Raw genomic sequence first — 25527 nt, 5'->3', positions numbered from 1 at the left:
TTTTATTCGATTAGTAGATATGAAAAAGGCTGCTTTAATAAGCAGCCTTTGATTCTATTTACTGGTGATTATCTATCAGTAATCGCTAGTAGTTTGGCTTAGTCATACCTGCGCCAGCTTGGTTCGACGCTGCCTGACTACCTGCACCTTTCGGTACAAAACGCTCAGTGCGGAACGGAGCTGCAACAACTTCAATCTCTTTGATCTCTTGTGGACCAGGAGCTTTAGTCATTGGTGAGCCTGCTTGCTTCTTAGCAACAGTTGCTTTTGGTGCAGCTTGAGGAGCTTCTGCTTTTACAACAGGCGCTTCTTCAACTTTTGCACTTTCAGCTTTAGGTGCTTCAGCTTCAACAACTGGTGTTGTCTCTTCTACTGCAACAGCCGCTTCGACTTTCGTCGCTTCTACAATCACTGGAGCTTCAACTTTCTCAGTTTCAACGACCACTGGTGCTTCTTCAACGACTACAGGAGCTTCAGTTACCTGAGCTTCAGAGCGAGTTTCTTCAGCAACAACTGCGTCTTCACGAGAGATGATCACTTTACCCATAGCTAATTCAGGACAAGCAAAACCGCCAGCCATCACTACGTTGCTTTGAGGTGCATTCTCTTGAGCTGTATTTTGCTCTTGAGCTTGAACAGCAACGTCCATTTCCGCCACTTCAGGTTTTGTCTGATTGTGGTGAGGTTTTGGAATGAAGCGAGGCATCACTTTACCCATAGCCATCTCAGGAGAAGCTACACCACCTTTACGTAGGCGGAATGGGTTAGGGCGACGATCGCGACCGCGACGACGACGTTGACCACTTGCACGTAGATGACGTGGAGAACGACGGTTACGACGTTGTTTCGGCTCTTCCTGTTCAGTTTGCTCAGAGCTTGCTTGAGTTGCTTCTACTTGTTCTGCAACTTTCTGCTCTTGTGCTACTGACTGATCTTTAGCTACTGCTTGTTCTTGAGTCGCAGATGGTGCTTTCTGTTCATTTAAAGAACTGTCTGCGTTGGTATCTGTTTCTGCTTGAGCTTGCTGGTCTTTAACTCGAACTAGTTTGTTCAGCTTACGACGTTGACGACGCTCTTTGATCTTAACAGCTTTAGCTTCAGGCTTAGCCTTCGGCGCTTCTGGCTTATCAGCTTGCGCTTCTGCAGCTAACTGTAGGCCTTCTTCTGCTAATTTCGATGGTACTACTTGCTCATCCTGTTGCTTCTGCTCATCACGTGGCTTATTGCGACGATCTTGCTTAGGCTTACGAGGCTGACGAGTTTGCTGTGGAGCTGTTTCTTTTTGCTCTTCAGGTTTCTCATCACGTACAGGTTTACGACGGCGTTTGTTGTCACGGGTTTCGTTACGATTGTCGCTACGCTCACCACGTTGTTCATTACGCTGTTCGCCACGTTCACCGCCACGTTCACCACGTTGGTTACGACGGCGATTATCGTTACGGTCACGGCGTTGACGGTTACCGTTGTTGCGGTTGTTCTTAGGTTTCTCTTCTTCTTGCTTCTCTTCTTGTTTCTCTTCTTGAGTCGAAGAGCCAAATAGGAAGCTACCGATAGCTTTGAAGAAACGACCAATTAGGCTAGGTTCTTGCGTTGCAGCTGGTTCAACTTTCTTCTCTTCAACAGCTTTAGGAGCTGGAGCAGGAGTAGGTGCTGATTGAGCTGGAGCCGCGAAACCTTTCAGAGCAGGCTCTTCGATCTTCTTAGGACGAATAGTCTGTTCTGCTGGTTCTTTGCTTTCTGCTTCTTTTAAAGCTTCTAGCTTGGTAGGCAGCAAGTAAGAGAGTAGATCGAACTCTTCACCTTCACGAACACGGATAACCTCAAAGTGTGGCGTTTCCATGTCAGAGTTAGGAACAACAGTGATCTTAACTTCTTGGTTCTTCTCGATGTGGTTTACTGAGCGACGTTTTTCGTTCAGAAGGTAAGAGGCGATTGGAACAGGCACAACAGCAAGTACTTGTGCTGTGTTGTCTTTTAGAGCTTCTTCTTCAATCAAACGTAGAACAGAAAGTGCTAGAGATTCGTTATCACGAACAACACCAGTACCTGTACAACGAGGGCAAATGTGGTGGCTTGCTTCTGCTAGTGATGGGCTCAAACGTTGACGAGACATCTCTAGAAGACCAAAGCGAGAAATGCGACCAATCTGAACACGTGCGCGATCTAAACGAACGGCATCACGTAGACGGCTTTCTACTTCACGTTGGTGGCGAACCGGCGTCATATCGATAAAGTCGATAACAACAAGACCACCTAGGTCACGTAGACGTAATTGACGTGCAATTTCATCGGCTGCTTCTAGGTTAGTGTTTAGCGCTGTTTCTTCAATATCGCTGCCTTTTGTTGCACGAGCAGAGTTGATATCGATAGAAGTTAGAGCTTCTGTTGGGTCGATCACGATAGAGCCACCAGACGGAAGACGAACTTCACGTTGGAAAGCTGATTCGATCTGGCTTTCAATCTGGTAATGGCTGAATAGTGGCACTTCACCATCGTATTTCTTAACGCGATTCATGAAATCTGGGCGTATTAATTGAATGTGCGCTTGTGCACGTTCAAAAATAGTGTTGCTGTCGATTAGAATCTCGCCAATATCACGACGTAGATAGTCACGAATCGCACGAACGATAACGTTACTTTCTTGGTGAATGAGGAAAGGTGCTGCATTTGAATCAGAAGCTTGCTTGATAGCGCCCCAGTGATTCAATAGAACATTCAAGTCCCACTCTAGCTCTTCTGCACTTTTGCCAACACCCGCTGTACGCACGATTAAGCCCATACCTTGAGGAAGCTCAAGAGTGCTTAATGCTGCTTTCAGTTGAGTGCGTTCATCACCTTCGATTCGACGAGAAATACCGCCAGCTCGAGGGTTATTAGGCATAAGAACTAAGTAACTACCAGCCAAGGAGATGAAAGTTGTCAGTGCAGCACCTTTGCTACCACGTTCTTCTTTCTCTACTTGTACGATTACTTCTTGTCCTTCTCTTAGCACTTCTTTAATGCTAGGACGGCCTTGGTATGTATAACCTTCAGGGAAGTATTCGCGGGCAATTTCTTTAAGAGGGAGGAAACCGTGACGTTCTGCACCGTAATCAACAAATGCCGCTTCTAGGCTTGGTTCAATACGTGTAATACGTCCTTTGTAGATATTCGCTTTCTTTGATTCGTGACCTGGACTTTCGATATCAAGATCGAACAGTCGCTGGCCATCAACCAAAGCGACACGCAACTCTTCTTTTTGAGTTGCGTTAATTAACATTCTTTTCATTTAGAAATTCTCATTGTCTTTTCTTATTTTCATCATTGTTCTTATCGCTTTATTTCGTTTCTCATGGTGCCAGATCCCATGGCTTTATCGGTGCAGCCTCCCGGCTGGAGAGGGATGCTCTGGGGCACGTCAGTCATCATAGGGAGTTGGCCTATGATCCGCGATGTGGCGGTGAATACTCAACATGAGGTACGTGAGTAGAGCGATAAGGAACTCAGTTGACCGTGTCTTACGCCGATTGCAGCACTGTCTAATCTGAGTTATCTACTCATTTACTTGCTTATGAATGGTTGGCTGTATAAATAATAGTCAAACCACTAATAGCAGCTCTGAACTATAGCAGCGGTCGGTAAACACAGCAATCTGCTTTGTCGTAATGCGGTAAAAAAAACAGTTTTTGTTTGGGTTTTGATAGCTCTAACTCACTGTCTATAAATAATTTATCAATTGATATTTTAATTTGCAGGAAGCTTGGTGCTTTTTTGTTCGAAGAATCAAAGAAATATAGAACTTCAATCACCTTTTAGGGATAGATCGGCAGGGATTATAGATAAATAAGTTCAGAATAGGGTTAAGAAAATCTCAATTATCAAAAGTGACAGTGATACAATGGCCCAATGAGCGAAATTAGAACCCAAGTCCAATTTGTCGACATTGACGAAGATATGGCTGGTCAGCGTATTGATAACTTCTTACGCAACCAATTAAAAAACATCCCGAAAAGCATGATTTACCGAATCGTGCGTAAAGGCGAAGTCCGCGTAAACAAAAAACGCATCAAGGCTGAATACAAACTAAAAGCAGGTGATTTAGTTCGTATCCCGCCAGTCACTATTGAAGAGAAAACAGAAGAGAACGTGCCAAGCACGAAACTCAATAAGGTTTCTGAATTAGAACAGTGCATCATTTATGAAGATGATCATATGCTGATTCTGAATAAACCATCAGGAACTGCGGTTCATGGTGGTAGCGGGCTAAAGTTTGGCGCGATTGAAGCATTGCGTGCACTTCGCCCTGATGCTCGTTTTCTTGAATTAGTGCACCGTATTGATAGAGATACGTCTGGCATTTTGCTTGTTGCTAAGAAGCGCTCTGCGCTAAGACACCTTCAAGCACAGTTCCGTGAAAAAACGGTTCAAAAATACTACTTCGCTTTAGTGATGGGCGAATGGAAGAACAGCTGTAAAGTGGTTAATGCTCCTTTATTGAAAAATGAAGTAAACAGCATTGTTCGCGTTAACCCGAATGGTAAGGCTTCTGAAACTCGTTTTAAGGTTTTGGAAAAATTCCAAGATGCGACGTTAGTTCAGGCAAGCCCAATTACCGGCCGTACGCACCAAATTCGAGTACACGCTCAGTATACTGGCCACCCAATTGCTTGGGATGACCGTTACGGTGATCGTCGTTTTGATGCTTACACGGGTAAAGTAGGATTGAATCGTTTGTTCTTACATGCCGCCAACATTAAGTTTACCCATCCAGGTAGCGAAGAGAAGATGGATATCTCGGCTCCAATGGAAAAAAGGCTAGAGAGAGCACTCACTGGTCTACGTAAGCTTTAAGAAGATACGAAAGGGTTAGCTGTTTCTAGCCTTACCTATCTACTAACAAAAAAGGTTGACGAAATCCGTCAACCTTTTTTGTTTTCATCTGTTGTAGAAAATCCCCAACTCGCTCGTTCCTCGCTCCTCGCTCATGAGGATGACGACTTTTTAAAGACAGGTTCTACATCATGAGCTGATGGATGATGTAGCTATCTTCGTCATTCCCTAGACTGACAAAGGAAGGAGTAAGGAATCTCTAACAAAGAGAGAGTCTCCGTTATAGTACGCTCATTCCTTGCGCTTCTAACATATCAACCAGATCGATCAGAGGTAAACCGATCAAGGTATTCGGGTCTTTACCTTCCATCTGTTTAAATAGCGCGATACCTAACCCTTCACACATAAAGCTGCCCGCGCAGTAATAAGGCTGTTCTTTCTCAACATAAGAAATGATCTGCTGTTGTGTTAAATCACGGAAATGCACGATGAAGGTATCTAAGCGAGTGTCGGCTTTATTGGTTTCACTGTTCCATACGGTTATCCCAGTATAAAAAGTGATGCTTTTACCGCTTTGGCGAGATAGCTGCTCAATCGCTTTTTCACGAGTGTGTGGTTTACCAATGATTTCTCCATCAATCACACACACTTGATCGGAACCAATCACTAGGCTTGGTTGTTCGACAGTACAAGACTTGGCTTTTGTCTCGGCAAGACGCATCACTAACTGTTGAGGTGTCTCTTCTTGAAGTGGTGTTTCATTGCAGTCAGGCTTCGCTGTGACAAAGTCTAACTGTAGTTTTTTGAGGATCTCTTGCCTAAATGGAGATGTAGAAGCTAAAACTAGTTGGTAATTTCTCATTTTAATTTACAATTCGTGTAAGCATTTAGTTCAGGATAACGTAACTTATCCTGCTATTCATAATGCTCTGAACAGGAAAGGTAGGAAAGTACATTTTTTTTGCCATTTCCTTTGACTAAACACGATTTGGAAGATAAGATTCGCGCCCTATGCAAAAGGAAAAAATACCGCGTACAGTTGATCCGGCAAGAACGGCTCAAAAACGACTCGATATGGATGGTATCATTCAAGTCAGTCTTTTAAAGCGTTTAACCGAAACAACTGAAGGCGTAAAACGTGACGCGCAAGTCTCAATGTCATTTGGGCTTGATGAACAACGATTAGTCGTTATCTCTGGTAAAGCTAACGTCGAAGTCGATTTAGAGTGTCAACGTTGTAATGAGGTTTTCGCACATGAGTGCGATGTCCAATTTACTTATACTCCTGTTTACAGCGAGAAAAGTGAAGAGGAAGCACCGGAAGAGTACGATTTGGTAGATCTGAACGAGTACGGTGAGTTAGACCTGATTCAATTAGTTGAAGACGAGTTCATCCTTGGATTGCCACAAATAGCAATGCACGACGATGCGAAATGTAGCGTTAACTCAAATAACTTGGTGTTTGGTGAACTTCCTGAAGAAATTGAGGAAGATAAAAAGCCGAATCCATTTGATGTTTTAAAAAACTTAAAGAAGTAACTTATTAATAAGTATCTTTAAGAATTTACATAGGAGTAGGGTCAATGGCCGTACAAAAGAGCAAGAAATCACGTTCAATGCGTGGCATGCGTCGTTCACACGACGCGCTAACTACAGCTGCACTTTCTGTAGACGCAACTTCAGGTGAAACTCACCTACGTCACAACGTGACTGCCGAAGGTTTCTACCGCGGCAAAAAGGTTATCAACAAGTAAGGTTGACCTTTGCAAAATCTAACCGTTGCGCTTGATGCAATGGGCGGGGACTTCGGTCCTCGTGTAACAGTGCCTGCCGCCGTGCAGGCACTGTCGTATTTCCCAGAGCTAAAAGTCATTCTCATAGGTGATCGAAATGCGATCACATCTCAATTATCTTCATTAGGTCGAATGTCTGATTCTCGTTTGAGTATCCAGCATTGTGATCGAGTCATTTCCAATTCTGAAAAACCTTCCCTAGCCTTACGTAATAGTCAGGGTAGTTCTATGCGTGCTGCTATCGATTTGGTTGCCGAATCACAGGTTGATGCTTGTGTGAGTGGTGGTAACACTGGTGCACTGATGGCGTTATCTCGTTTCAGACTCAAACTCCTTCCCGGTATTGATAGGCCTGCATTGGTTTCCGCTTTGCCTACTGCTTCTGGCAACCGTACATGGATGCTTGATTTAGGAGCGAACGTTTCTAGTGACGCAGATTCACTGTTTCAGTTTGCTGTAATGGGCAGTGCATTAGCGGAACAACATTTAGGTCGCGCTCCACGTGTCGCTATCTTGAATATCGGTGCCGAAGAAATCAAAGGCAATGACCTTGTGAAACGATGCGCGGAAATGTTGTCTAATACTCAGTCTGTGAACTTCATAGGCTATATTGAAGGTAATCAATTACTTCAAGATGCTGCTGATGTCGTCGTATGTGATGGTTTTGTGGGCAATGTCTGCTTAAAAACGTGCGAAGGTACGGCTCAGCTCTTTATTGATAAGCTAAAAACGCGCATGATGGCTTCAACAATAAAGGGTTGGATCGCCAGAATGTTGTTTTCTGAGCTATTTACTGAATTAAAAACCTTGAACCCCGACCAGTATAACGGCGCAAGTTTGTTAGGATTGCGCGGCATTGTCATTAAAAGTCATGGAAGTGCTGATGTGTCTGCAGTCGTCAACGCGATTGGTGAAGCAGTACACGAGGTCAAACGACAAGTCCCCAGCCGCATTAGCGATCGTTTGGAAGCGGTTTTACTCGAGAGGCATTATTAGTCTTCATGTATAGCAAAATTTTAGGTACTGGCAGCTACTTGCCATCTCAGGTGCGTACTAACGCAGACTTAGAGAAAATGGTAGAGACTAGCGATGAGTGGATCGTTGCTAGAACAGGTATTAAAGAGCGTCGTATTTCAGCGGAAAACGAAACCGTTGCGGATATGGCGTTTTACGCTGCTGAGAATGCCATTGAGATGGCAGGTATCGACAAAGAAGATATTGATTTAATCATCGTTGCGACAACCAGCAGTAGCCATACATTCCCGTCTTCGGCATGTCAGGTACAAGGTAAGCTTGGTATCAAAGGCTGCCCTGCGTTTGATTTAGCTGCGGCGTGTTCTGGCTTTGTCTATGCACTGTCTGTTGCTGATCAACATATCAAGACTGGTATGTGTAAAAACGTTTTGGTAATCGGTGCGGATGCACTGTCAAAAACCTGTGATCCGACTGACCGCTCTACTATCATCTTATTTGGTGATGCTGCAGGCGCGGTGGTTGTAGGCGCAAGCGAAGAGCCAGGTATTTTGTCTACTCACATTTACTCTGATGGTAAATATGGTGAGCTTCTAAGCCTAGAAGTTCCAGAGCGTGGCGGTGATGCGGACAAATGGCTGCACATGGCGGGCAACGAAGTATTTAAAGTGGCGGTAACTCAGCTTTCTAAGCTAGTTAAAGACACATTAGCGGCGAACAATATGGATAAGTCAGAGCTTGATTGGTTAGTTCCACACCAAGCGAATTACCGTATTATCTCGGCAACCGCTAAGAAGCTGACGATGTCGCTTGATCAAGTTGTGATTACTCTTGATAAGCACGGCAATACGTCGGCAGCTACCGTACCAACGGCCCTTGATGAGGCTGTTCGCGACGGGCGAATTAAACGTGGTCAAACGCTTCTACTTGAAGCATTTGGCGGCGGCTTCACTTGGGGTTCTGCGTTAGTTAAATTCTAACCCCAAGCGATAATCAACAAACAAGGCACATAACTTATGTGCCTTATTCAATTTTTTGCTTTGCTTAAAGGAAAATTACAATGAGCAAATTTGCTATCGTATTCCCAGGCCAAGGCTCTCAAGCTATCGGTATGCTTGCTGACCTAGGCGAACAGTATGATGTTGTTAAAAAGACATTTGCTGAAGCTTCAGAAGCTCTTGGTTACGATCTATGGGCATTGGTTCAAGATGGTCCAGTAGAAAATCTAAATGAAACTTTCCGTACTCAACCAGCTCTACTAACAGCGTCTGTTGCAATCTGGCGTGTATGGCAAGAGCTTGGTCTAGAGCAACCTGCAAACCTAGCAGGCCACAGCCTAGGTGAATACTCTGCACTAGTGTGTGCGGGTGTTATCGACTTTAAGGAAGCGATCAAGCTGGTTGAGCTACGTGGTCAACTGATGCAAGAAGCGGTTCCTGCGGGCGTTGGTGCAATGTACGCAATCATCGGTCTAGATGATGAAGCGATTGCTAAAGCGTGTGAAGAAGCGGCGCAAGACGAAGTTGTGTCTCCAGTTAACTTCAATTCACCTGGCCAAGTTGTTATCGCGGGTAACAAAGCGGCAGTAGAGCGTGCTGGTGCACTATGTAAAGAAGCAGGCGCTAAACGTGCTCTTCCTTTACCTGTATCTGTGCCGTCTCACTGTGCACTTATGAAGCCTGCAGCAGATAAGCTAGCGGTTGCTCTAGAAGCTCTAGAGTTCAACATACCGGCACTGCCTGTTATCAATAACGTCGATGTTATTGCTGAAACAGACCCTGCAAAAATCAAAAGCGCACTTGTTCGTCAGCTATACAGCCCAGTTCGTTGGACTGAAGGTGTACAAGCGATGAATGGGCAAGGCGTTGAAAAGCTACTAGAATTAGGCCCAGGCAAGGTTCTTACTGGTCTAACAAAACGTATTGTTAAAACTATGACAGCTGCTGCAGTTAATGACACTGCATCACTAGACGCTGCTAAGTAAATAACCAATTAATAGAGAAGTTATGATGAATTTAGAAGGCAAAGTTGCACTAGTTACAGGCGCAAGCCGTGGCATCGGTCGTGCAATCGCTGAGCTTTTAGTTGAGCGTGGTGCTAAAGTTATCGGTACTGCTACGTCTGAAGGCGGCGCTGCTGCAATCAGCGAGTACCTTGGTGAGAACGGTAAAGGTCTTGCTCTTAATGTCACTGATGTTGACTCAATTGCTGCTACACTGAAAACCATCAACGATGAATTCGGTGCGATTGACATTCTGGTTAACAACGCAGGTATCACTCGTGATAACCTTCTCATGCGTATGAAAGACGATGAATGGAATGACATCATTGATACTAACCTAACGCCTATCTTCCGCATGTCTAAAGCTGTATTGCGTGGCATGATGAAGAAGCGTCAAGGCCGTATCGTAAACGTTGGTTCTGTAGTAGGTACTATGGGTAACGCTGGTCAAGCTAACTACGCAGCAGCAAAAGCTGGTGTGATTGGTTTCACTAAATCAATGGCTCGTGAAGTTGCGTCTCGTGGTATTACAGTGAACACTGTAGCGCCAGGTTTCATCGAAACAGACATGACTAAAGCGCTAAATGATGACCAACGTGCAGCAACTTTGGCGAATGTACCAGCAGGTCGACTAGGTGACCCTCGCGAAATCGCTGAAGCTGTGGTATTTTTGGCGTCACCTGCGGCAGCTTATATCACAGGTGAAACACTTCACGTCAATGGCGGTATGTACATGGTGTAAATTATGTGCAACATTTGTGCATGATTTAAGTCAAGATCATACGTAATTTCGGTTAAAATCGTGAAAATTGTGGTTTGACCAGAAAAGTTGACCTTGCAACTTTCAATAGATTGAATAAACTACGGAAAACATCGCATAAAGCGAACTCTGTAAAGGAAAAGAAAAAATGAGCAACCTCGAAGAACGCGTAAAGAAAATCATTGTTGAACAGCTAGGTGTAGACGAAGCTGAAGTTAAAAACGAAGCTTCTTTCGTTGATGACCTAGGTGCAGATTCTCTAGACACAGTTGAGCTAGTAATGGCTCTAGAAGAAGAATTCGACACTGAAATCCCAGATGACGAAGCTGAGAAAATTACTACTGTTCAAGCTGCTATCGATTACGTAACTAGCGCTCAGTAATAATCTCTCCCAGGCGGTCACCTTGACCGCCTGTGTTTTATCTAACTCATCTATCCTCATCTTAAATCACCTCAATCCCCGGAGTGTAATATCGTGTCCAAGCGTCGTGTAGTTGTCACTGGCATGGGTATGTTGTCGCCGGTAGGCAACACTGTAGAATCTTCTTGGAAAGCCCTGCTAGCTGGTCAAAGTGGTATCGTTAATATCGATCATTTTGATGCAACCAATTTCTCAACTCGTTTTGCAGGTCTAGTTAAAGACTTTAACTGCGAAGAGTATATGACTAAAAAAGATGCTCGTAAGATGGACTTGTTCATCCAGTACGGCGTCGCAGCAGGTATTCAAGCTTTAGATGATTCAGCCCTAACTATTACTGAAGAAAACGCTCCTCGTGTAGGCGTTGCTATCGGTTCTGGTATTGGTGGTCTTGGTTTGATCGAAGCCGGTCACAAGGCTCTAACTGAAAAAGGCCCTCGTAAAATCAGCCCGTTCTTCGTACCGTCGACGATCGTGAATATGATTGCGGGTCACATGTCTATCATGCGTGGCCTACGCGGTCCAAACATCGCGATCTCTACAGCATGTACGACTGGCCTACATAACATTGGCCACGCGGCTCGTATGATTGCATACGGCGATGCTGACGCAATGCTAGCGGGTGGTGCTGAAAAAGCATCTACACCACTAGGTATGGGCGGTTTTGGTGCGGCTAAAGCACTGTCTACTCGTAACGATGAGCCTCAAAAAGCTTCTCGTCCATGGGACAAAGGCCGTGACGGCTTCGTTCTTGGTGACGGTGCAGGCATGATGGTTCTTGAAGAGTATGAACATGCTAAAGCTCGTGGCGCTAAGATTTACTGTGAGCTAGTTGGCTTCGGTATGTCGGGTGACGCTTACCACATGACGTCTCCAAGTGAAGATGGCTCTGGTGGTGCACTAGCAATGGAAGCGGCTATGCGTGATGCTGGCATTACTGGTGAACAAATCGGTTATGTTAATGCACACGGTACTTCGACTCCTGCAGGTGACGTAGCGGAAGTTAAGGGCATCAAGCGTGCTCTTGGCGAAGCAGGCAGCAAGCAAGTCTTGGTTTCTTCTACGAAATCAATGACAGGCCACCTTCTAGGTGCTGCAGGTTCTGCTGAAGCGATCATCACAGCGATGTCTCTAATTGATCAAATTGTTCCACCAACAATCAATTTGGATGATCCTGAAGAAGGCTTAGATATTGACTTAGTACCCCACACTGCGCGTAAAGTTAGCGGTATGGAATATGCTGCATGTAACTCATTCGGTTTCGGTGGTACAAACGGCTGTTTGATCTTCAAAAAGATTTAATCATCTTATTAAAGATGTAAACATTCGTAGATAGTCATAATTAGACTTGTTTTTAAACGGCTTGATGCTTTAGCATTGAGCCGTTTCTTTTTATGGGGAAAAACATGTTTTGGGTTGATGGAGAAAGCCAGCAAACTGTCGATATCTTGGATCGTTCGTTTCAGTACGGGGATGGTTGTTTTACCACCATGCTTGTCCAAGAGGGTCAGGTTCAGCATTTTTATGATCATCAATGTCGTGTCGATGAATGCCTTAAAGCGTTACGTATTCCAACACTTGATTGGGATGTTGTTCGCCTTTGGATCGATAATGCACTTCAACATATCCAAGATAACGATCTTCATGGTCCAAAGAGCCTTTATGGTTCAAAGATCCTCCATGATACAAACAAGCCTCATAATCAAAAAGCTGGGATAAAGCTACACGTTAGCCGTGGAGCCGGCGGTCGTGGCTACAGTACCAAGAATATCGCCAAGCCAACGATAACCATCAGTACATTTGATTTCCCTAGTCATTATTCAGCGTGGCAAGATTCTGGTGTAGAACTCGGTATCTGCCAACAAGCACTAGGTTTGAGCCCACTGCTCGCAGGCCATAAGCACAATAATCGTCTTGAGCAGATCTTGATGAAAGATGAAATGGATCAGGCCGATGAAGCTGATGGTGTAGTTCTTGATATCTCGGGCAATGTGATTGAAACCACCATGGCCAATCTATTTTGGCGAAAAGGTCAGATGATATATACACCTCAACTCACGCAAAGTGGTGTAGCGGGGGTTATGCGTAAGCAAGTGTTAACCGCGCTGAATCAAGCTGAACTTTCCGTTACAATTAGTGACTACTGCTTATCTCAACTCATGCAAGCTGATGAGATTTTCATGACCAACTCCATCTTAGGGGTTGCCCCAGTTACCCGTATTAGTGATACCCAATTCAACATTGGAACCGTTACTCGTAGCCTTCAAGGACAACTAAACTCGTGATCAAAAAGTTATTTATTTTTATTATCTTGTGCTTAATCGCAGCCGCTGCTGCTGGTTTTTATGTTTACAACCAAGCGCAAGATAACCTGAAACAAGTTATTCAATTAGAAAAACCGCAGGTGGTTACCGTTGCTTCAGGTAGCAGCTTTAACCGTGTTCTAGCACAGTTGATTAACGAGGGGCTTTTTGAGGCTTCTCCTTACGAGAAATTAATCCGTAAGTTACATCCTGAGCTTGTAGACGTAAAAGCGGGTACATTCCTGCTTGAACCCGGTTTAACCCTAGAGCAGGCGCTACAAGTGCTTGTAGAAGGGAAGGAGCACCAATTTACCATTACCTTCGTAGAAGGCAGTCGTTTTGACGAGTGGCTTGTTCAGCTAAAAGACAACGAATTCATTCAGCAGACGTTGAATGATGTCTCTGAAAAAGAGATCGCACAAAAGCTTGGTATCGAAAATGAAAAGCTAGAAGGCCTTTTCTTAGCGGAAACATACCACTACACCTATGGCACAACGGATTTAGATTTGTTGAAACGCGCCCACCGAGATCTAATGAACGTGGTCAATGATGAGTGGGAAAATAGAGCCGATAAACTGCCTCTTAAATCGCCATATGAAGCGCTAATTCTTGCGTCTATCATTGAGAAAGAGACTGCAGTAGCGTCAGAGCGTGAACGTGTGTCTTCTGTGTTCGTTAATCGCTTGAACAAGCGTATGCGTCTGCAAACTGACCCAACGGTTATCTACGGCATGGGCGACAGTTACAAAGGCAATATACGTAAGAAAGACTTACGTACTCCAACGCCATACAACACTTATACAATGAGTGGTTTACCACCGACGCCTATTGCAATGGCGGGCAAAGCGTCTATCAATGCTGCGCTGAATCCAGAGAAGAGCAACTACCTGTATTTTGTTGCGAGTGGAACAGGCGGTCACGTATTTTCAAAGAGTTTGACTGAGCATAACCGTGCAGTACGAGCTTACTTAAAGCAATTAAGAAAAAACAAATAAAGAAATAATTATGAATCAGTCGAAATTTATCGTAGTTGAAGGCCTTGAAGGTGCTGGCAAAAGTACAGCAATCAATGCCATCGTTGAGACATTAAAAGCATCGGGTGTTGAAGATATCGTCAATACTCGTGAGCCGGGTGGCACTGTCTTAGCTGAAAAGATGCGCTCATTGGTTAAAGAAGAGCACGAAGGTGAGAAACTTCAAGACATGACGGAATTGCTGCTGATGTACGCGGCGCGTGTTCAATTAGTTGAGAATGTCATCAAGCCTGCACTCGACAGTGGTCAATGGGTATTGGGTGATCGTCATGATATGTCTTCACAGGCATACCAAGGTGGTGGCCGCCAGATCGCACGCACGACTATGGAATCACTGAAATCAACCACGCTAGGCGGCTTTAAGCCCGATCTAACGCTATATTTGGACCTAGACCCTAGAGTAGGGTTAGAGCGTGCCAGAGGCCGTGGTGAGCTTGATAGAATTGAAAAGATGGATATCTCATTTTTTGACCGAACGCGTGATCGCTATCTAGAAATCGCAGGGCAAGACGATTCTGTACTCGTGATTAATGCGCAGCAAGAAATTGAGCAAGTAGCCGCTGATATTAAAGTCGCGCTCAGTGCTTGGCTCAATAAACAGTAGGTAGTCATGGCTGAAGTGTATTCTTGGCTCACACCGGTATGGAGTGAGTGGAAAAAAAGTCTCGATGCAGGGCGTTTTCCTAACTCTGTGATTGTTAATGCGCCGGAAGGGCTTGGCGTTGATGCGCTGATTAGCCAACTTACCGATGCATTGATGTGTACTAATTACGAAAGCGAGTCGTGTGGATTTTGCCACAGTTGTGAATTGATGAAGTCGGGGAGTCATCCGGATTTCCATGTGATTGAACCTGAGAAAGAAGGTAAATCGATTACCGTTGACCAAGTACGTGCGAGTAACCGCTGGGCTCAACAATCGTCCCAGTTAGGTGGTTTGCGCGTTATCTTGCTTAACCCTGCAGAGGCGATGAACGAATCGGCTTCCAATGCATTGCTGAAAACTCTAGAAGAGCCATCAAGTAAGTGCATCTTCATTCTTTCTACTCGTAACAGTAATCGCTTAATGCCGACTATTATTAGCCGCTGTCAGCAATTCAATGTGGTTAGCCCACAGTTGGATACTGGATCGACTTGGCTAGATGGGGAAGTAGGTAAAGCGGTTCCGCAGTATATTCTAGCGCTCAATGACAACGCGCCTTTGAAAGCGAAAGCCATGTTTGAGCAAGGCGGTGTTGAAGCCTCAACAAAAGTGCTCGATGGTTTTGTCAATGTTATCAAAGGCACTCAACCTGACATGCTGAAGTTTTCCACAGAGCTTAGTAAAGACCCTTTGGTTCAACTAGGCTGGCTATGGCACTTACTGTCTGACGTGCAAAAGCTGCATTTTGGTTTGGCGAACCAGGCGATGACTCCGAGTGCGAAAGCTTTGGTTGAGGTGATGTCTTATCAAAGTGCTTACGCAGCATCGAATAAACTGTTGATATTGATTGAGCAGTTAAAGCAACACCCCGGGCTCAATACGGAGCTACTCATAATGAACTGGCTGATTGCCACTTGCGAGGAAACATGTTCGTAGATTCCCACTGTCATTTAGACAAACTGGATTACCAAGATTTACACACCAGTGTAGAAGACGTGGTTAATAAGGCGAAGGCAGCAAACGTAGACCAACTGCTTTCTGTCGGTGTGACATTAGACTCGTTTGAAAACATGCTTGAGATGATCTCGCCGTTTGATAATGTTAAAGCTTCTTGTGGCGTTCACCCTCTCGATGTAGAGAGCGATTTCTGTCTGGAAAGAATGCGTGAGTTTGCGAGCAATCCAAAGGTTGTGGCGATAGGTGAGACAGGCTTAGATTATCACTACCAGCCAGAGACGGCAGAACTGCAACAGCTTAGGTTCAAGCAGCACGTTGAGTTGGCTGTTGAGCTTAATAAACCTTTGATCATCCACACGCGTAACGCGCGTGAAGATACGTTAGCTATTTTACGCGATGGTGGAGCAGAGAAGTGCGGTGGTGTGATTCATTGCTTTACTGAAGATCAAGCATTCGCTGAAGCGGCAATGGAATTAGGTTTTTATATCTCGATCTCAGGTATTGTGACCTTTAAACAAGCCACAGAACTTAAAGACGTTGTGAAAAACTTACCGCTAGATAGGTTGCTGATCGAGACGGATTCGCCATACTTGGCTCCGATTCCATATCGAGGTAAACAGAATCAGCCTGCATATGTGGTCGAAGTGGCGGCTTATATCGCGCAGTTGAAAGGGCTGTCAATGAAAGAGGTTGCTGAACAAACAACCAAAAATTACCGAAAACTTTTTTTGCGATAAAAAACTAACTAAACAAATAAAAGGGAGCGAAAGCTCCCTTTTTGTGTTTTTGATCACCAAAAGTACGTTTTTTTTTAATGTTTACTAATTATGTTGAACTTGAGAGCACTATTTACATCATTTGTAATTTTGTTACTAAAAATAACATTAGCTCCTATTTTATTTACCCAGTAAAATAATACACTCATCAAAAAATACACATATATTTCAATACTTTAATTGCTTGTAAAGCATTGCATTTCTAGATTTGACATGTGATCCAAGACGTGTTTTGAAACTAAATTTCGTAAGTGACTAGAAAGTTAGTTCCGCATCAATATATATTTAGCGGCAGAAAATATAATGCAATACATGGTTACATTTTCACTGGGTGCTAACATATAGGCTACGGGGGTGTGCCGTTAGAACCCATATAATTATTTTATCTTTATCAGGAGCATAAACATGTTTAAGAACCTTTTTGCTAACCTGCAGAAAGTTGGTAAGTCTCTGATGCTACCAGTATCAGTTTTACCAGTTGCGGGTATTTTGCTAGGTGTCGGTGCAGCAGACCTTCCTTTCATTCCAGAAATTGTTTCAAACTTAATGGAACAAGCGGGTGGTTCAGTATTCGGTCAAATGGCACTACTGTTCGCAGTAGGTGTAGCACTTGGCTTTACTAATAACGACGGTGTAGCTGGTCTAGCTGCTATCGTTGGTTACGGCATCATGACTGCTACACTTGGCGTAATGGCTGGTGTAATGGGCGTTGATAAAATCGATACTGGTGTACTAGGTGGTATCCTAGTCGGTGGTGTTGCTGCTTGGGCATTCAACCGTTTCTTCCGTATTCAACTACCAGAGTACCTAGGCTTCTTCGCTGGTAAGCGTGCCGTGCCAATCATCACAGGTTTCTCTGCGATTGGTCTAGCAATCCTACTATCTGTAGTATGGCCACCAGTTGGCGGCGCTATCTCTGCGTTCTCTGATTGGGCTGCTCACCAAAACCCACAAGTGGCGTTTGGTATCTACGGTATCGTTGAGCGTTCTCTAATTCCATTTGGTCTTCATCACGTTTGGAACGTACCTTTCTTCTTTGAAGCTGGTACTTGTGTAAACGCTGCTGGCGAAACTCAAAACGGTGTTCTTACTTGTTACCTAGTTGCTGATGACGCATCTCGTGCAGCGGGCAATGGCTTCGGTCAGCTAGCTGGTGGTTACATGTTCAAGATGTTCGGTCTACCTGCTGCTGCAATCGCAATTGCACACTCAGCTAAGCCTGAAAACCGCGCTAAAGTAATGGGCATCATGGCTTCTGCTGCGTTGACTTCATTCCTAACGGGTATCACTGAACCAATCGAATTCTCATTCCTATTCGTTGCTCCAGTACTGTACGCAATCCACGCTCTACTAGCTGGTTCTGCATACGTTCTTGCGAACACTCTAGGTTTTGTACACGGTACATCTTTCTCACACGGTCTAATCGACTTCCTAGTTCTATCTGGCAACGCGTCTAAGATGGGCCTAATGGTTGTATGTGGTATTGGTTACGCTGCAATTTACTACATTGTATTCCGCACTGTGATTAAAGCACTTGACCTTAAAACTCCAGGTCGCGAAGACGAGTCAGAAGACGACATCGTTGCAACTGGTACTGAGCTTGCTGGTGAGTTAGTTGCTGCATTCGGTGGCAAAGCGAACATCACTGGTCTTGACGCTTGTATTACTCGTCTACGTGTAGCAGTAGCTGATACAGCTCTTGTTGACCAAGACAAACTGAAGAAACTAGGTGCTGCAGGTGTAGTTGTAGTTGCTGGTGGCGTACAAGCTATCTTCGGTACTAAGTCTGACAACCTTAAGACAGACATGGATGAGTGGATCCGTAACAACGGTTAATTCACTGATTCAATAAATTGAAAGGAGGCCGAGAGGCCTCCTTTTTTGTTTTCTGCTCTATGAAAGACCTTGCTGCGTTTAATCCCCATCAACTCAGAGAGTTACCGCTCAACTCGATCAATTGATGGTCGTTCCCAAATTTTTCGTGTCTTTTATCTTTTACCTAGCGATGACACCTTTCGCTGAGATTCTAGTAAACTCCCTTTTTTAAACACAGTCTGAGAATATTATGAAACATCGTTACTTGATCGGCCTTATGTGCTGCAGCGGAGCCTCGTTTGCTCACGCTTCTGAAGCCCCAGCTTTGGAAGTTGGACTCGCCATCGACCAAGACCTAAGTGTCGTTGTGGAGTTTGATCAGAAGTATCGCGCAACTATTGGCAATGATGGCGCTGCATTTGATTATATTTTTAAGCGTGGTCAGTTTGAAACTGAAGCTCCGTTGAGCTGGTATGTAGGTGCTGGTGCTTGGGCTGAATGGAATGACGACTTTGGTTTGCGTGTGCCGCTAGGCGTGAAAGTGAATTTCTACGAAGGTTGGAATGCTTACGCACAAGTTCACCCTGAGCTCGACATGTACAAAGGTGTAGAGTTACAAGTAGGCGGCGCACTAGGTGTGACCTACAAGTTCTAAGTTGAACTGAAAACCGTTTTTATAATGAAAAAGCCAGCATCAAGCTGGTTTTTTCATTTCGTTAGAATACTTCTAATCTAAAGATTTATTGATCCAATATGGGGACTCAACCTAGAAGGTAAAACTCAATCCAACATTGGCTTGGAATTGGTTCATCCAGTCAGTATCAAAGCGGATGATGCAGTCTTGGCCATTGCTCGGTACGTTACAAACACCGGAGGTGTCGTTGTCGACCACAGTACCTAGCCAACGTACTTGTGTATTTAACGCTAAGCGGTCACTAAGTTTGTACTCTAAACCACCAAAGATAGAAGTTGAGAATCCATATTTATCCTTTGCCCAGTCTACATCAACGTAAGAAGCCCCAAGACCGAGCCCTAGATAGCCAGACAACACAGAGGAAGCAGGGTAGTAGATGCTGCTTTGAAAGTGAAGGTATTGGATGGAAGAGCTTAGGTTGAGCGTTTCTAATTCAGAGCTTTGATTAGAATAGAAAAATCCGATGCGTCCTTTTTCAAGTGGCGTTTCAATCGCAAAGGTATAGTTTTCCGAACCTTTCATATCATACGTTTTACCATCCTGGTCTTCGACACTACCGCCTCCGGTATAACCCACCATCGGGGTAATGATGATCTCCGGCGAAGCATACACGCTCGAAACGGAGAAAAGTGCAATCAGTGCCATCATATTTGCTTTGTTATTCATGAGTATATCCTTATCCATACACTTACTAATTGTGATGGTTACATCAATATTGTGCGACTAATTTCGACGATTCTTGAAGATACTTCACACACCTGATAGAACTTATATAGAGACTCGACAAATTAATAATAAGCCAGAGGTGTCTATGGACCATAATCTGAAAAATGCTCTACAAATAACAGTGATCATCTATACCATCATTCTTTCATTTGGTTTTATTGCGATTGGTAGCTAATACCATCTATTGCGAGGCTGAGTTTTTATACTCAGGGAATCATGAATAGTGGGATTATAACCAATATTGATGCAGCAATAGACTTGGATTACTACGCTAAGTTTATTGCTGGGAAAACAGCACTGGTCGCTCAAGGTGGCGGACAGAGAAGTATTTTTACTTCTGGAGTGCTGGATGCCTTTCTTCTTTCTAATTTTGACCCCTTCGATGAATTTTTTGGCACCTCAGCGGGCGCTCTCAACTTATGCGCTTATCTGTGCCGCGATAAAGGCCTTGGCCGCTCTTTCGTTCTCGACCTCACGACTTCACCAGAGTTCTTTAATCTCTTTTCTTATATACGACACAGAAAGAACCTAGGATTAGAATGGGCGTTAGAACAAATCATGGCGTACCCATATAAGCTTGATCTTGACCTCGGTAGGCAAACGCTGGGTGATAGACATTTTTTTGCAGCGGTCACCGCTTCGAAAGATCTTCGAGATCATTATTTCCCTTTGCTTGGTGAAGACTGGTACAAGGTGATGATTGCCACTTGCGCCATTCCACGTTTGTATAGCGATGAAATATTCATTGGCGATAACGCTTATGTTGATGGTGGTGTATCCGCTTGTATCCCGGTTCAAGAAGCGTGGCGTAGACAAGCCCGTTCCATTGTAGTGATCAGAACTGAGCCACCTTTAGAGGAAGAGGTTCGAGTTCAAGTTAACAGTACGGGATTAAAAACACCCAAACCAATATCAGCTGAAGAGCTGGAATGGTTCCGGGAATCTTTTGACAGTGTTCAAGGTCATTGGCAGCAAAAAGTGGAACAGTGGAAAACCGATTGGAGCTCGTTCTTTCAACAACAAATCCTCAGTTCAAAAGAACAGAAGCGCGACAGATCACATTTGGATTTACTTAATGGTGGTCGATGGCTATTTGGGGCGGATGACATCTATAGATTAAGTCATTTAATTGGTGATAAGTTTGATTCCGGTTTGGCTGATATGCTAATGGTACATTATCAAACTTACTCATTGACTCAGGATTTTTTGAATTCCCCACCAGACGATGCGTTTGTCGTGCAAATTGCCCCAAGTAAGCCGCTGAAATCAAGTTCATTAATGAGTAATAAAGACGATTTACTGCACGATTACGACATGGGTTTAGAAGCGGGTTACCGATTTGTAGAGACTTATACCTCTACGGAAAATGCCCGCAGTTCATACATGCCACAGTTGGCAACCATTGCTGCTGATAAGTAATGCTTGAGGTTGATTAGTCACGACGTTAATTGTTCATGTTATTAGTAAAGAATATTCTGGAATAAAAAAGGGTTATTGAACTTGGTTCGATAACCCTTTTTTGTCTTTGAAATTATGCTAATCGTTTCGCTTTACGTTCAAACATTAAGTGACAGGCAAGATTCTCATACAGTTGGTTGATCCTGCCACATCCATAATGTCGCCTTGAGTGACGATCACGAGATCGCCAAACTTAAGATGCTCTTTCTCTTTTAGGCAAGTGAGCGTAGATAGGGCAATGTCAAAGCTATCTTCGGCTTCAGTCTCGAAGTAGATAGGCGTTACACCGCGGTACAAGGTACAGCGATTAAGCGTTCCTTCGTTACGAGACAGCGCATAGATAGGCATATCAGCACTTAGACGAGACATCATCAATGCAGTACGGCCTGACTCGGTGAGAGTGACTACGCCCTTAATGCCTTCCATATGGTTTGCAGAGTAGATGGTTGCCATTGAGACAGTTTCTTCGGCGGTAACAAAAGTACGGTCAATACGGTAATTAGATTGGTTATTAATTCCTGCCATTTTCTCTGCGCCAATACAGACTTCGGCCATTGATTTGACTGTTTCAACCGGGTAATCACCGGCGGCGGTTTCACCTGAAAGCATCACTGCATCGGTGCCGTCCAGTACGGCGTTGGCAACGTCCATCACTTCGGCACGGGTTGGCATTGGTGCTGAGATCATTGATTCCATCATCTGAGTTGCGGTGATTACGGTTCTGTTAAGCGCTCTAGCACGGCGTATAAGCTGTTTTTGTACTCCGACCAACTCAGGGTCGCCAATCTCTACTCCGAGGTCACCACGAGCTACCATGACCACATCTGAGGCCATTATGATGTCATCCATGTTCTCAACAGTGGCTACCGTCTCTGCTCGCTCTACTTTTGCTACAAGGTGAGCTTCTAATCCCGCTTCTCGTGCAAGCTGACGAGCGTAGTGCATGTCTGCGCCGTTGCGTGGGAAAGACACTGCGAGGTAATCCACTTTGATTTGGGCTGCGGTGACGATGTCGCGCTTATCTTTTTCTGTCAGCGCTTCTGCGGAAAGACCACCGCCTTTTTTATTGATGCCTTTGTTATTTGACAGTGGGCCGCCAATGATGACTTCTGTATGAACGCGACAGCCTTCCACTTCGGTCACTTTCAGCTGAACACGACCATCGTCGAGTAACAGGATGTCGTTAGCTGAAACGTCGTTAGGTAATTCTTTATAATCAAGACCGACTGCTTGTTGGTTGCCTACACCTAAACCTAGGCTACTGTCGAGAGTGAATTTGTCACCCACAGCAAGTTGGATTTTGCCATCTTTGAATGTCGATACTCGAATCTTGGGGCCTTGTAAGTCACCGAGAATAGCGATTTGAGTGCCAAGTCTTTTTGCAATTGCTCTGACGTTTTCTGCGCGTTGTATATGGTCGTCGCTGGTACCGTGAGAGAAGTTCATACGGACGACATTGGCACCGGCTTTGATGATCTCTTCAAGCACGTTACCTTTATCAGTAGAAGGGCCTAGCGTTGTGACGATTTTCGTTTTTCTTAATTCGGCTGTCATGAATACTCCTAGAGTGAGGCCAAGTAATCTTTTAAAAGACTGAATTAAGTATATGCATTAATTGATTATTTATTGGGAGCTAGGGAGATATTTCATTATTTGTCTCTAATTATTGAATTCAGGGCTCAATAACGATGTTTTATTCTGAAAATTAAGTCTCAATTTATCGATTTTGGTGTTAATTTTCCTCGAACTATTTGACTCGATACACAAAGATTCATGTATATACGTGATACTGGTCACGGCGATATACCAAGTGACTTCACAATTACTTCGCAAAGTAAAAAAATTAACTCGTTGATGATTTCTGGAGCGTAAAATGTACATGGCTCAACCGGGCCATATTGATCATATCAAACAGGTCAATGCTGGTCGTGTATATAAACTAATTGACCTTAAAGGTCCTATTTCTCGTATCGATCTGTCCAAGCAAAGTGAGTTGGCTCCGGCGAGTATTACTAAAATTACCCGTGAACTCATTGAAGCTCACCTTATTCACGAAACGACGGTTCAAGAAGCCACGACTCGTGGGCGTCCTGCTGTCGGTCTGCAAACCAATAACGAAGGTTGGCAGTTTCTGTCGATGCGTCTTGGTCGCGGATACTTGACGATCGCGCTCCATGAATTGGGCGGCGACGTGCTTATCGATACCAAGATTGATATTCATGAACGTGACCAAGATGATGTGCTTGCGCGTCTTCTACATGAAATTGATGAATTTTTCCAAACCTATGCTGAGCAACTCGATAGGGTAACAAGCATTGCGGTTACGCTACCGGGCCTTGTGAATTCTGAGCAAGGTATTGTGTTGCAGATGCCGCACTACAACGTTAAAAATTTAGCGTTGGGTCCTGAGATTTACAAAGAAACAGGTCTGCCTGTCTTTATTGCCAATGATACCCGAGCTTGGGCATTAGCAGAGAAGCTGTTTGGTCACTCACAAGACAACGATAATTCTGTTCTTATCTCTATTCACCATGGTGTAGGTGCTGGGATCATTCTCGACGGCCGAGTGCTGCAAGGTCGCCACGGTAATATCGGTGAACTTGGGCATATCCAGATCGATAAGCAGGGCAAACTTTGTCATTGTGGCAACCGAGGCTGCTTAGAAACAGTCGCGAGTTCTCAGGCGATCCGTGATCAAGTGAAAGAGCGACTGGCTAATGGTGAAGCATCATCATTAACTGTGTTTGAAGACGTCACTATCGAACAGATCTGTGCTGCCGCTGCTGATGGCGATCCATTGGCTGTTGAAGTTATTGAACAGTTAGGTCGTTACTTAGGTGCCGCGATAGCGATTGTGATTAACCTTTTCAACCCTGAGAAAATCTTGGTGGGTGGTGTTATCAATCAGGCTAAAAGCGTGTTGTACCCTGCGATTCAAAAGTGTATCGAAGAGCAGAGTTTATCGGTTTACCATCAAGATTTAGAGCTGGTGGAATCTCGTTTCTATAAACAAGCAACCATGCCTGGTGCTGCGCTTGTTAAACAAGCCTTATATGATGGCCAACTGTTAATGAAAGTTGTTGAAGGTTAACTCCTTATACTCGTCTTTTAGCTTCACTCGAAACCTTTCCATGTACTTAAGCTTTGTATAACATCATTTGTTGTACTTAGTTTAAGCATTCTGTGCATTGGCGCTTTGCTTTAACCTATTGAAGTAGGCTATTGTAGCCACAGTTATTATTTGTCACTAAGGTGTTGTATGTCTGGCGTTTTAAATTCGGTTGATCAGAGAACCAAACTGGTCGGTGAAAACCGTCTGGAGCTCTTGTTATTCAGCTTAAACAGTCGTCAACTATTTGCGATTAACGTATTTAAAGTGAAAGAAGTCCTAAAGGTGCCAGTACTCACTCGCTTGCCGGGCTCTCACCATCATATTACAGGTGTTGCGTCTCTACGTGGTGAATCGGTGCCTGTTATCGATTTGCGCAGCGCTATTGGCTTCCCACCGTCACGAGATGAGACTCAAGAAAATAACTTGATCATCACGGAATACAACCGAACTGTACAAGGTTTCTTGGTTGGACAAGTGCGTAATATCGTGAATACGACGTGGACTGAAATTCAGCCGCCTCCAAAGACAACGGGTCGTGCCAATTACCTGACGGCTATCACGCATATTCAAGAAGAAGAGCAGCACAAAATCATTGAGATTATTGATGTTGAAAAGGTACTCGCTGAAATCATTGATTATGATGTTTCGATTTCTGACGGTGTTTTAGATGAGCAACTTGCCAATGAAATGGTTGGACGTAATGTACTTATCGTTGATGACTCTTCAACCGCGCGTAACCAGATTAAAGGTACCTTATCGCAACTGGGTTTGAACATTATTGAATGTTGTGATGGTTTAGAAGCACTGACCTTACTTAAGGGCTGGTGTGATGAAGGTAAAGACATCAATCAAGAAATATTGTTGATGATCACCGATGCTGAAATGCCTGAAATGGACGGCTATAAACTGACGCATGAAGTGCGTACGGATCCAAGAATGCATGACCTGTTCATCACGCTAAATACTTCATTAAGTGGAAGTTTTAATGAAGCTATGGTTGAGAAAGTAGGGTGTAATCGCTTTATTTCTAAGTTCCAACCGGACCTTCTGGTTGAAGTGACTCAAGAGCGAATGCGTCAGATTTTATAATTAAGACTGCTGTACGGTTATTTTGAGTGACCTTATGGAAAACGTTTGCTAATATTCACGTGGCATATTTTTCTTAACGAAATATGCTCAACTACTAGCGTAACTTTTCACACACAATCTAAGGTAGTTCCTCTTAATGATATGGTTGACTTCTAAAGTCGTAATGACT

General features: G+C 44.2%; 24 protein-coding genes. 20 read left to right on the top strand and 4 right to left on the bottom strand.

The window, feature by feature from the left end:
- Positions 1-85 precede the first annotated feature (85 nt).
- Positions 86-3268: a ribonuclease E gene (rne, locus tag L3V33_RS09050; protein WP_237290274.1), complete on the bottom strand. Its 3183-nt coding sequence runs from the start codon at positions 3266-3268 to the stop codon at positions 86-88.
- A gap of 617 nt (positions 3269-3885) precedes the next feature.
- Here rne and rluC point away from each other — a divergent pair.
- Positions 3886-4830 carry a 23S rRNA pseudouridine(955/2504/2580) synthase RluC gene (rluC, locus tag L3V33_RS09045; RefSeq protein ID WP_017078123.1) on the top strand — a complete coding sequence of 315 codons (945 nt, stop codon included), beginning with the start codon at positions 3886-3888 and terminating at the stop codon, positions 4828-4830.
- A gap of 259 nt (positions 4831-5089) precedes the next feature.
- Here the strand turns inward: rluC and L3V33_RS09040 are convergent, their stop codons facing one another.
- Positions 5090-5671: a nucleoside triphosphate pyrophosphatase gene (locus L3V33_RS09040; protein WP_237290273.1), complete on the bottom strand. Its 582-nt coding sequence runs from the start codon at positions 5669-5671 to the stop codon at positions 5090-5092.
- 149 nt (positions 5672-5820) lie between these two features.
- On the opposite strand from L3V33_RS09040, the gene yceD reads away from it, so the two are divergent.
- The 15 genes from yceD to L3V33_RS08965 all read left to right on the top strand — a co-directional run bounded on the left by yceD (position 5821) and on the right by L3V33_RS08965 (position 18934).
- Positions 5821-6348, top strand: a complete 528-nt coding sequence (gene yceD / locus L3V33_RS09035) for a 23S rRNA accumulation protein YceD (RefSeq protein WP_004733994.1) — start codon at positions 5821-5823, stop codon at positions 6346-6348.
- A gap of 44 nt (positions 6349-6392) precedes the next feature.
- On the top strand, positions 6393-6563 hold the full coding sequence (gene rpmF / locus L3V33_RS09030) for a 50S ribosomal protein L32 (protein WP_004737376.1): 171 nt from the start codon (positions 6393-6395) through the stop codon (positions 6561-6563).
- Between the two features lie 9 nt (positions 6564-6572).
- The gene (plsX, locus tag L3V33_RS09025) at positions 6573-7598 is read left to right on the top strand and encodes a phosphate acyltransferase PlsX (RefSeq protein ID WP_237290272.1); all 1026 of its coding nucleotides are present in this window, start codon (positions 6573-6575) and stop codon (positions 7596-7598) included.
- Between the two features lie 5 nt (positions 7599-7603).
- Positions 7604-8554: a beta-ketoacyl-ACP synthase III gene (locus tag L3V33_RS09020; protein ID WP_010437276.1), complete on the top strand. Its 951-nt coding sequence runs from the start codon at positions 7604-7606 to the stop codon at positions 8552-8554.
- Positions 8555-8634: 80 nt separating this feature from the next.
- Positions 8635-9558, top strand: coding sequence for an ACP S-malonyltransferase (fabD, locus tag L3V33_RS09015; protein ID WP_237290271.1), 924 nt, complete (start codon positions 8635-8637; stop codon positions 9556-9558).
- Between the two features lie 25 nt (positions 9559-9583).
- Positions 9584-10318 carry a 3-oxoacyl-ACP reductase FabG gene (gene fabG, locus L3V33_RS09010; protein ID WP_010437280.1) on the top strand — a complete coding sequence of 245 codons (735 nt, stop codon included), beginning with the start codon at positions 9584-9586 and terminating at the stop codon, positions 10316-10318.
- 166 nt (positions 10319-10484) lie between these two features.
- Positions 10485-10718: an acyl carrier protein gene (gene acpP, locus L3V33_RS09005; RefSeq protein ID WP_012603569.1), complete on the top strand. Its 234-nt coding sequence runs from the start codon at positions 10485-10487 to the stop codon at positions 10716-10718.
- 93 nt (positions 10719-10811) lie between these two features.
- Positions 10812-12056, top strand: coding sequence for a beta-ketoacyl-ACP synthase II (fabF, locus tag L3V33_RS09000; protein WP_004736554.1), 1245 nt, complete (start codon positions 10812-10814; stop codon positions 12054-12056).
- A 104-nt stretch (positions 12057-12160) separates the two neighbouring features.
- Positions 12161-13039 (top strand): aminodeoxychorismate lyase, encoded by an 879-nt coding sequence (gene pabC, locus L3V33_RS08995; protein ID WP_065205159.1) that lies wholly within the window; start codon positions 12161-12163, stop codon positions 13037-13039.
- On the top strand, positions 13036-14052 hold the full coding sequence (mltG, locus tag L3V33_RS08990) for an endolytic transglycosylase MltG (protein WP_012603571.1): 1017 nt from the start codon (positions 13036-13038) through the stop codon (positions 14050-14052). Before pabC ends, mltG begins: the two co-directional genes overlap by 4 nt.
- A 10-nt stretch (positions 14053-14062) precedes the next feature.
- Positions 14063-14695 carry a dTMP kinase gene (gene tmk / locus L3V33_RS08985; protein WP_237290270.1) on the top strand — a complete coding sequence of 211 codons (633 nt, stop codon included), beginning with the start codon at positions 14063-14065 and terminating at the stop codon, positions 14693-14695.
- A gap of 6 nt (positions 14696-14701) precedes the next feature.
- Positions 14702-15667, top strand: a complete 966-nt coding sequence (locus tag L3V33_RS08980) for a DNA polymerase III subunit delta' (protein ID WP_171327828.1) — start codon at positions 14702-14704, stop codon at positions 15665-15667.
- On the top strand, positions 15658-16425 hold the full coding sequence (locus L3V33_RS08975) for a YchF/TatD family DNA exonuclease (protein ID WP_171310777.1): 768 nt from the start codon (positions 15658-15660) through the stop codon (positions 16423-16425). Before L3V33_RS08980 ends, L3V33_RS08975 begins: the two co-directional genes overlap by 10 nt.
- A 444-nt stretch (positions 16426-16869) precedes the next feature.
- The gene (gene ptsG, locus L3V33_RS08970; protein ID WP_017091544.1) at positions 16870-18300 is read left to right on the top strand and encodes a PTS glucose transporter subunit IIBC; all 1431 of its coding nucleotides are present in this window, start codon (positions 16870-16872) and stop codon (positions 18298-18300) included.
- 229 nt (positions 18301-18529) lie between these two features.
- Positions 18530-18934, top strand: a complete 405-nt coding sequence (locus tag L3V33_RS08965) for a hypothetical protein (protein ID WP_065204928.1) — start codon at positions 18530-18532, stop codon at positions 18932-18934.
- Positions 18935-19045: 111 nt separating this feature from the next.
- Here L3V33_RS08965 and L3V33_RS08960 read toward each other — a convergent pair whose 3' ends face one another.
- Positions 19046-19639 carry a porin family protein gene (locus L3V33_RS08960; protein ID WP_237290269.1) on the bottom strand — a complete coding sequence of 198 codons (594 nt, stop codon included), beginning with the start codon at positions 19637-19639 and terminating at the stop codon, positions 19046-19048.
- A 145-nt stretch (positions 19640-19784) separates the two neighbouring features.
- Here L3V33_RS08960 and L3V33_RS08955 point away from each other — a divergent pair, with 145 nt between their 5' ends.
- Together L3V33_RS08955 and L3V33_RS08950 are read left to right on the top strand one after the other, a co-directional pair.
- Positions 19785-19874: a YnhF family membrane protein gene (locus L3V33_RS08955; protein ID WP_102466665.1), complete on the top strand. Its 90-nt coding sequence runs from the start codon at positions 19785-19787 to the stop codon at positions 19872-19874.
- Positions 19875-19915: 41 nt separating this feature from the next.
- On the top strand, positions 19916-21118 hold the full coding sequence (locus tag L3V33_RS08950) for a DUF6363 domain-containing protein (RefSeq protein WP_054547261.1): 1203 nt from the start codon (positions 19916-19918) through the stop codon (positions 21116-21118).
- 144 nt (positions 21119-21262) lie between these two features.
- Here L3V33_RS08950 and pyk read toward each other — a convergent pair whose 3' ends face one another.
- Positions 21263-22711 carry a pyruvate kinase gene (gene pyk, locus L3V33_RS08945; protein WP_017085832.1) on the bottom strand — a complete coding sequence of 483 codons (1449 nt, stop codon included), beginning with the start codon at positions 22709-22711 and terminating at the stop codon, positions 21263-21265.
- 319 nt (positions 22712-23030) lie between these two features.
- Between pyk and L3V33_RS08940 the strand changes: the two genes are divergently transcribed.
- Together L3V33_RS08940 and L3V33_RS08935 are read left to right on the top strand one after the other, a co-directional pair.
- On the top strand, positions 23031-24248 hold the full coding sequence (locus L3V33_RS08940; protein ID WP_017084008.1) for an ROK family protein: 1218 nt from the start codon (positions 23031-23033) through the stop codon (positions 24246-24248).
- Between the two features lie 168 nt (positions 24249-24416).
- Positions 24417-25358: a chemotaxis protein CheV gene (locus L3V33_RS08935; RefSeq protein WP_237290268.1), complete on the top strand. Its 942-nt coding sequence runs from the start codon at positions 24417-24419 to the stop codon at positions 25356-25358.
- Positions 25359-25527 lie beyond the last annotated feature (169 nt).

Origin of the sequence: Vibrio sp. A2-1 (assembly GCF_021728355.1) — a bacterium.
In the GTDB taxonomy this organism is placed as follows: domain Bacteria; phylum Pseudomonadota; class Gammaproteobacteria; order Enterobacterales; family Vibrionaceae; genus Vibrio; species Vibrio splendidus_K.
This window is presented reverse-complemented; position numbering and strand designations above follow the sequence as displayed.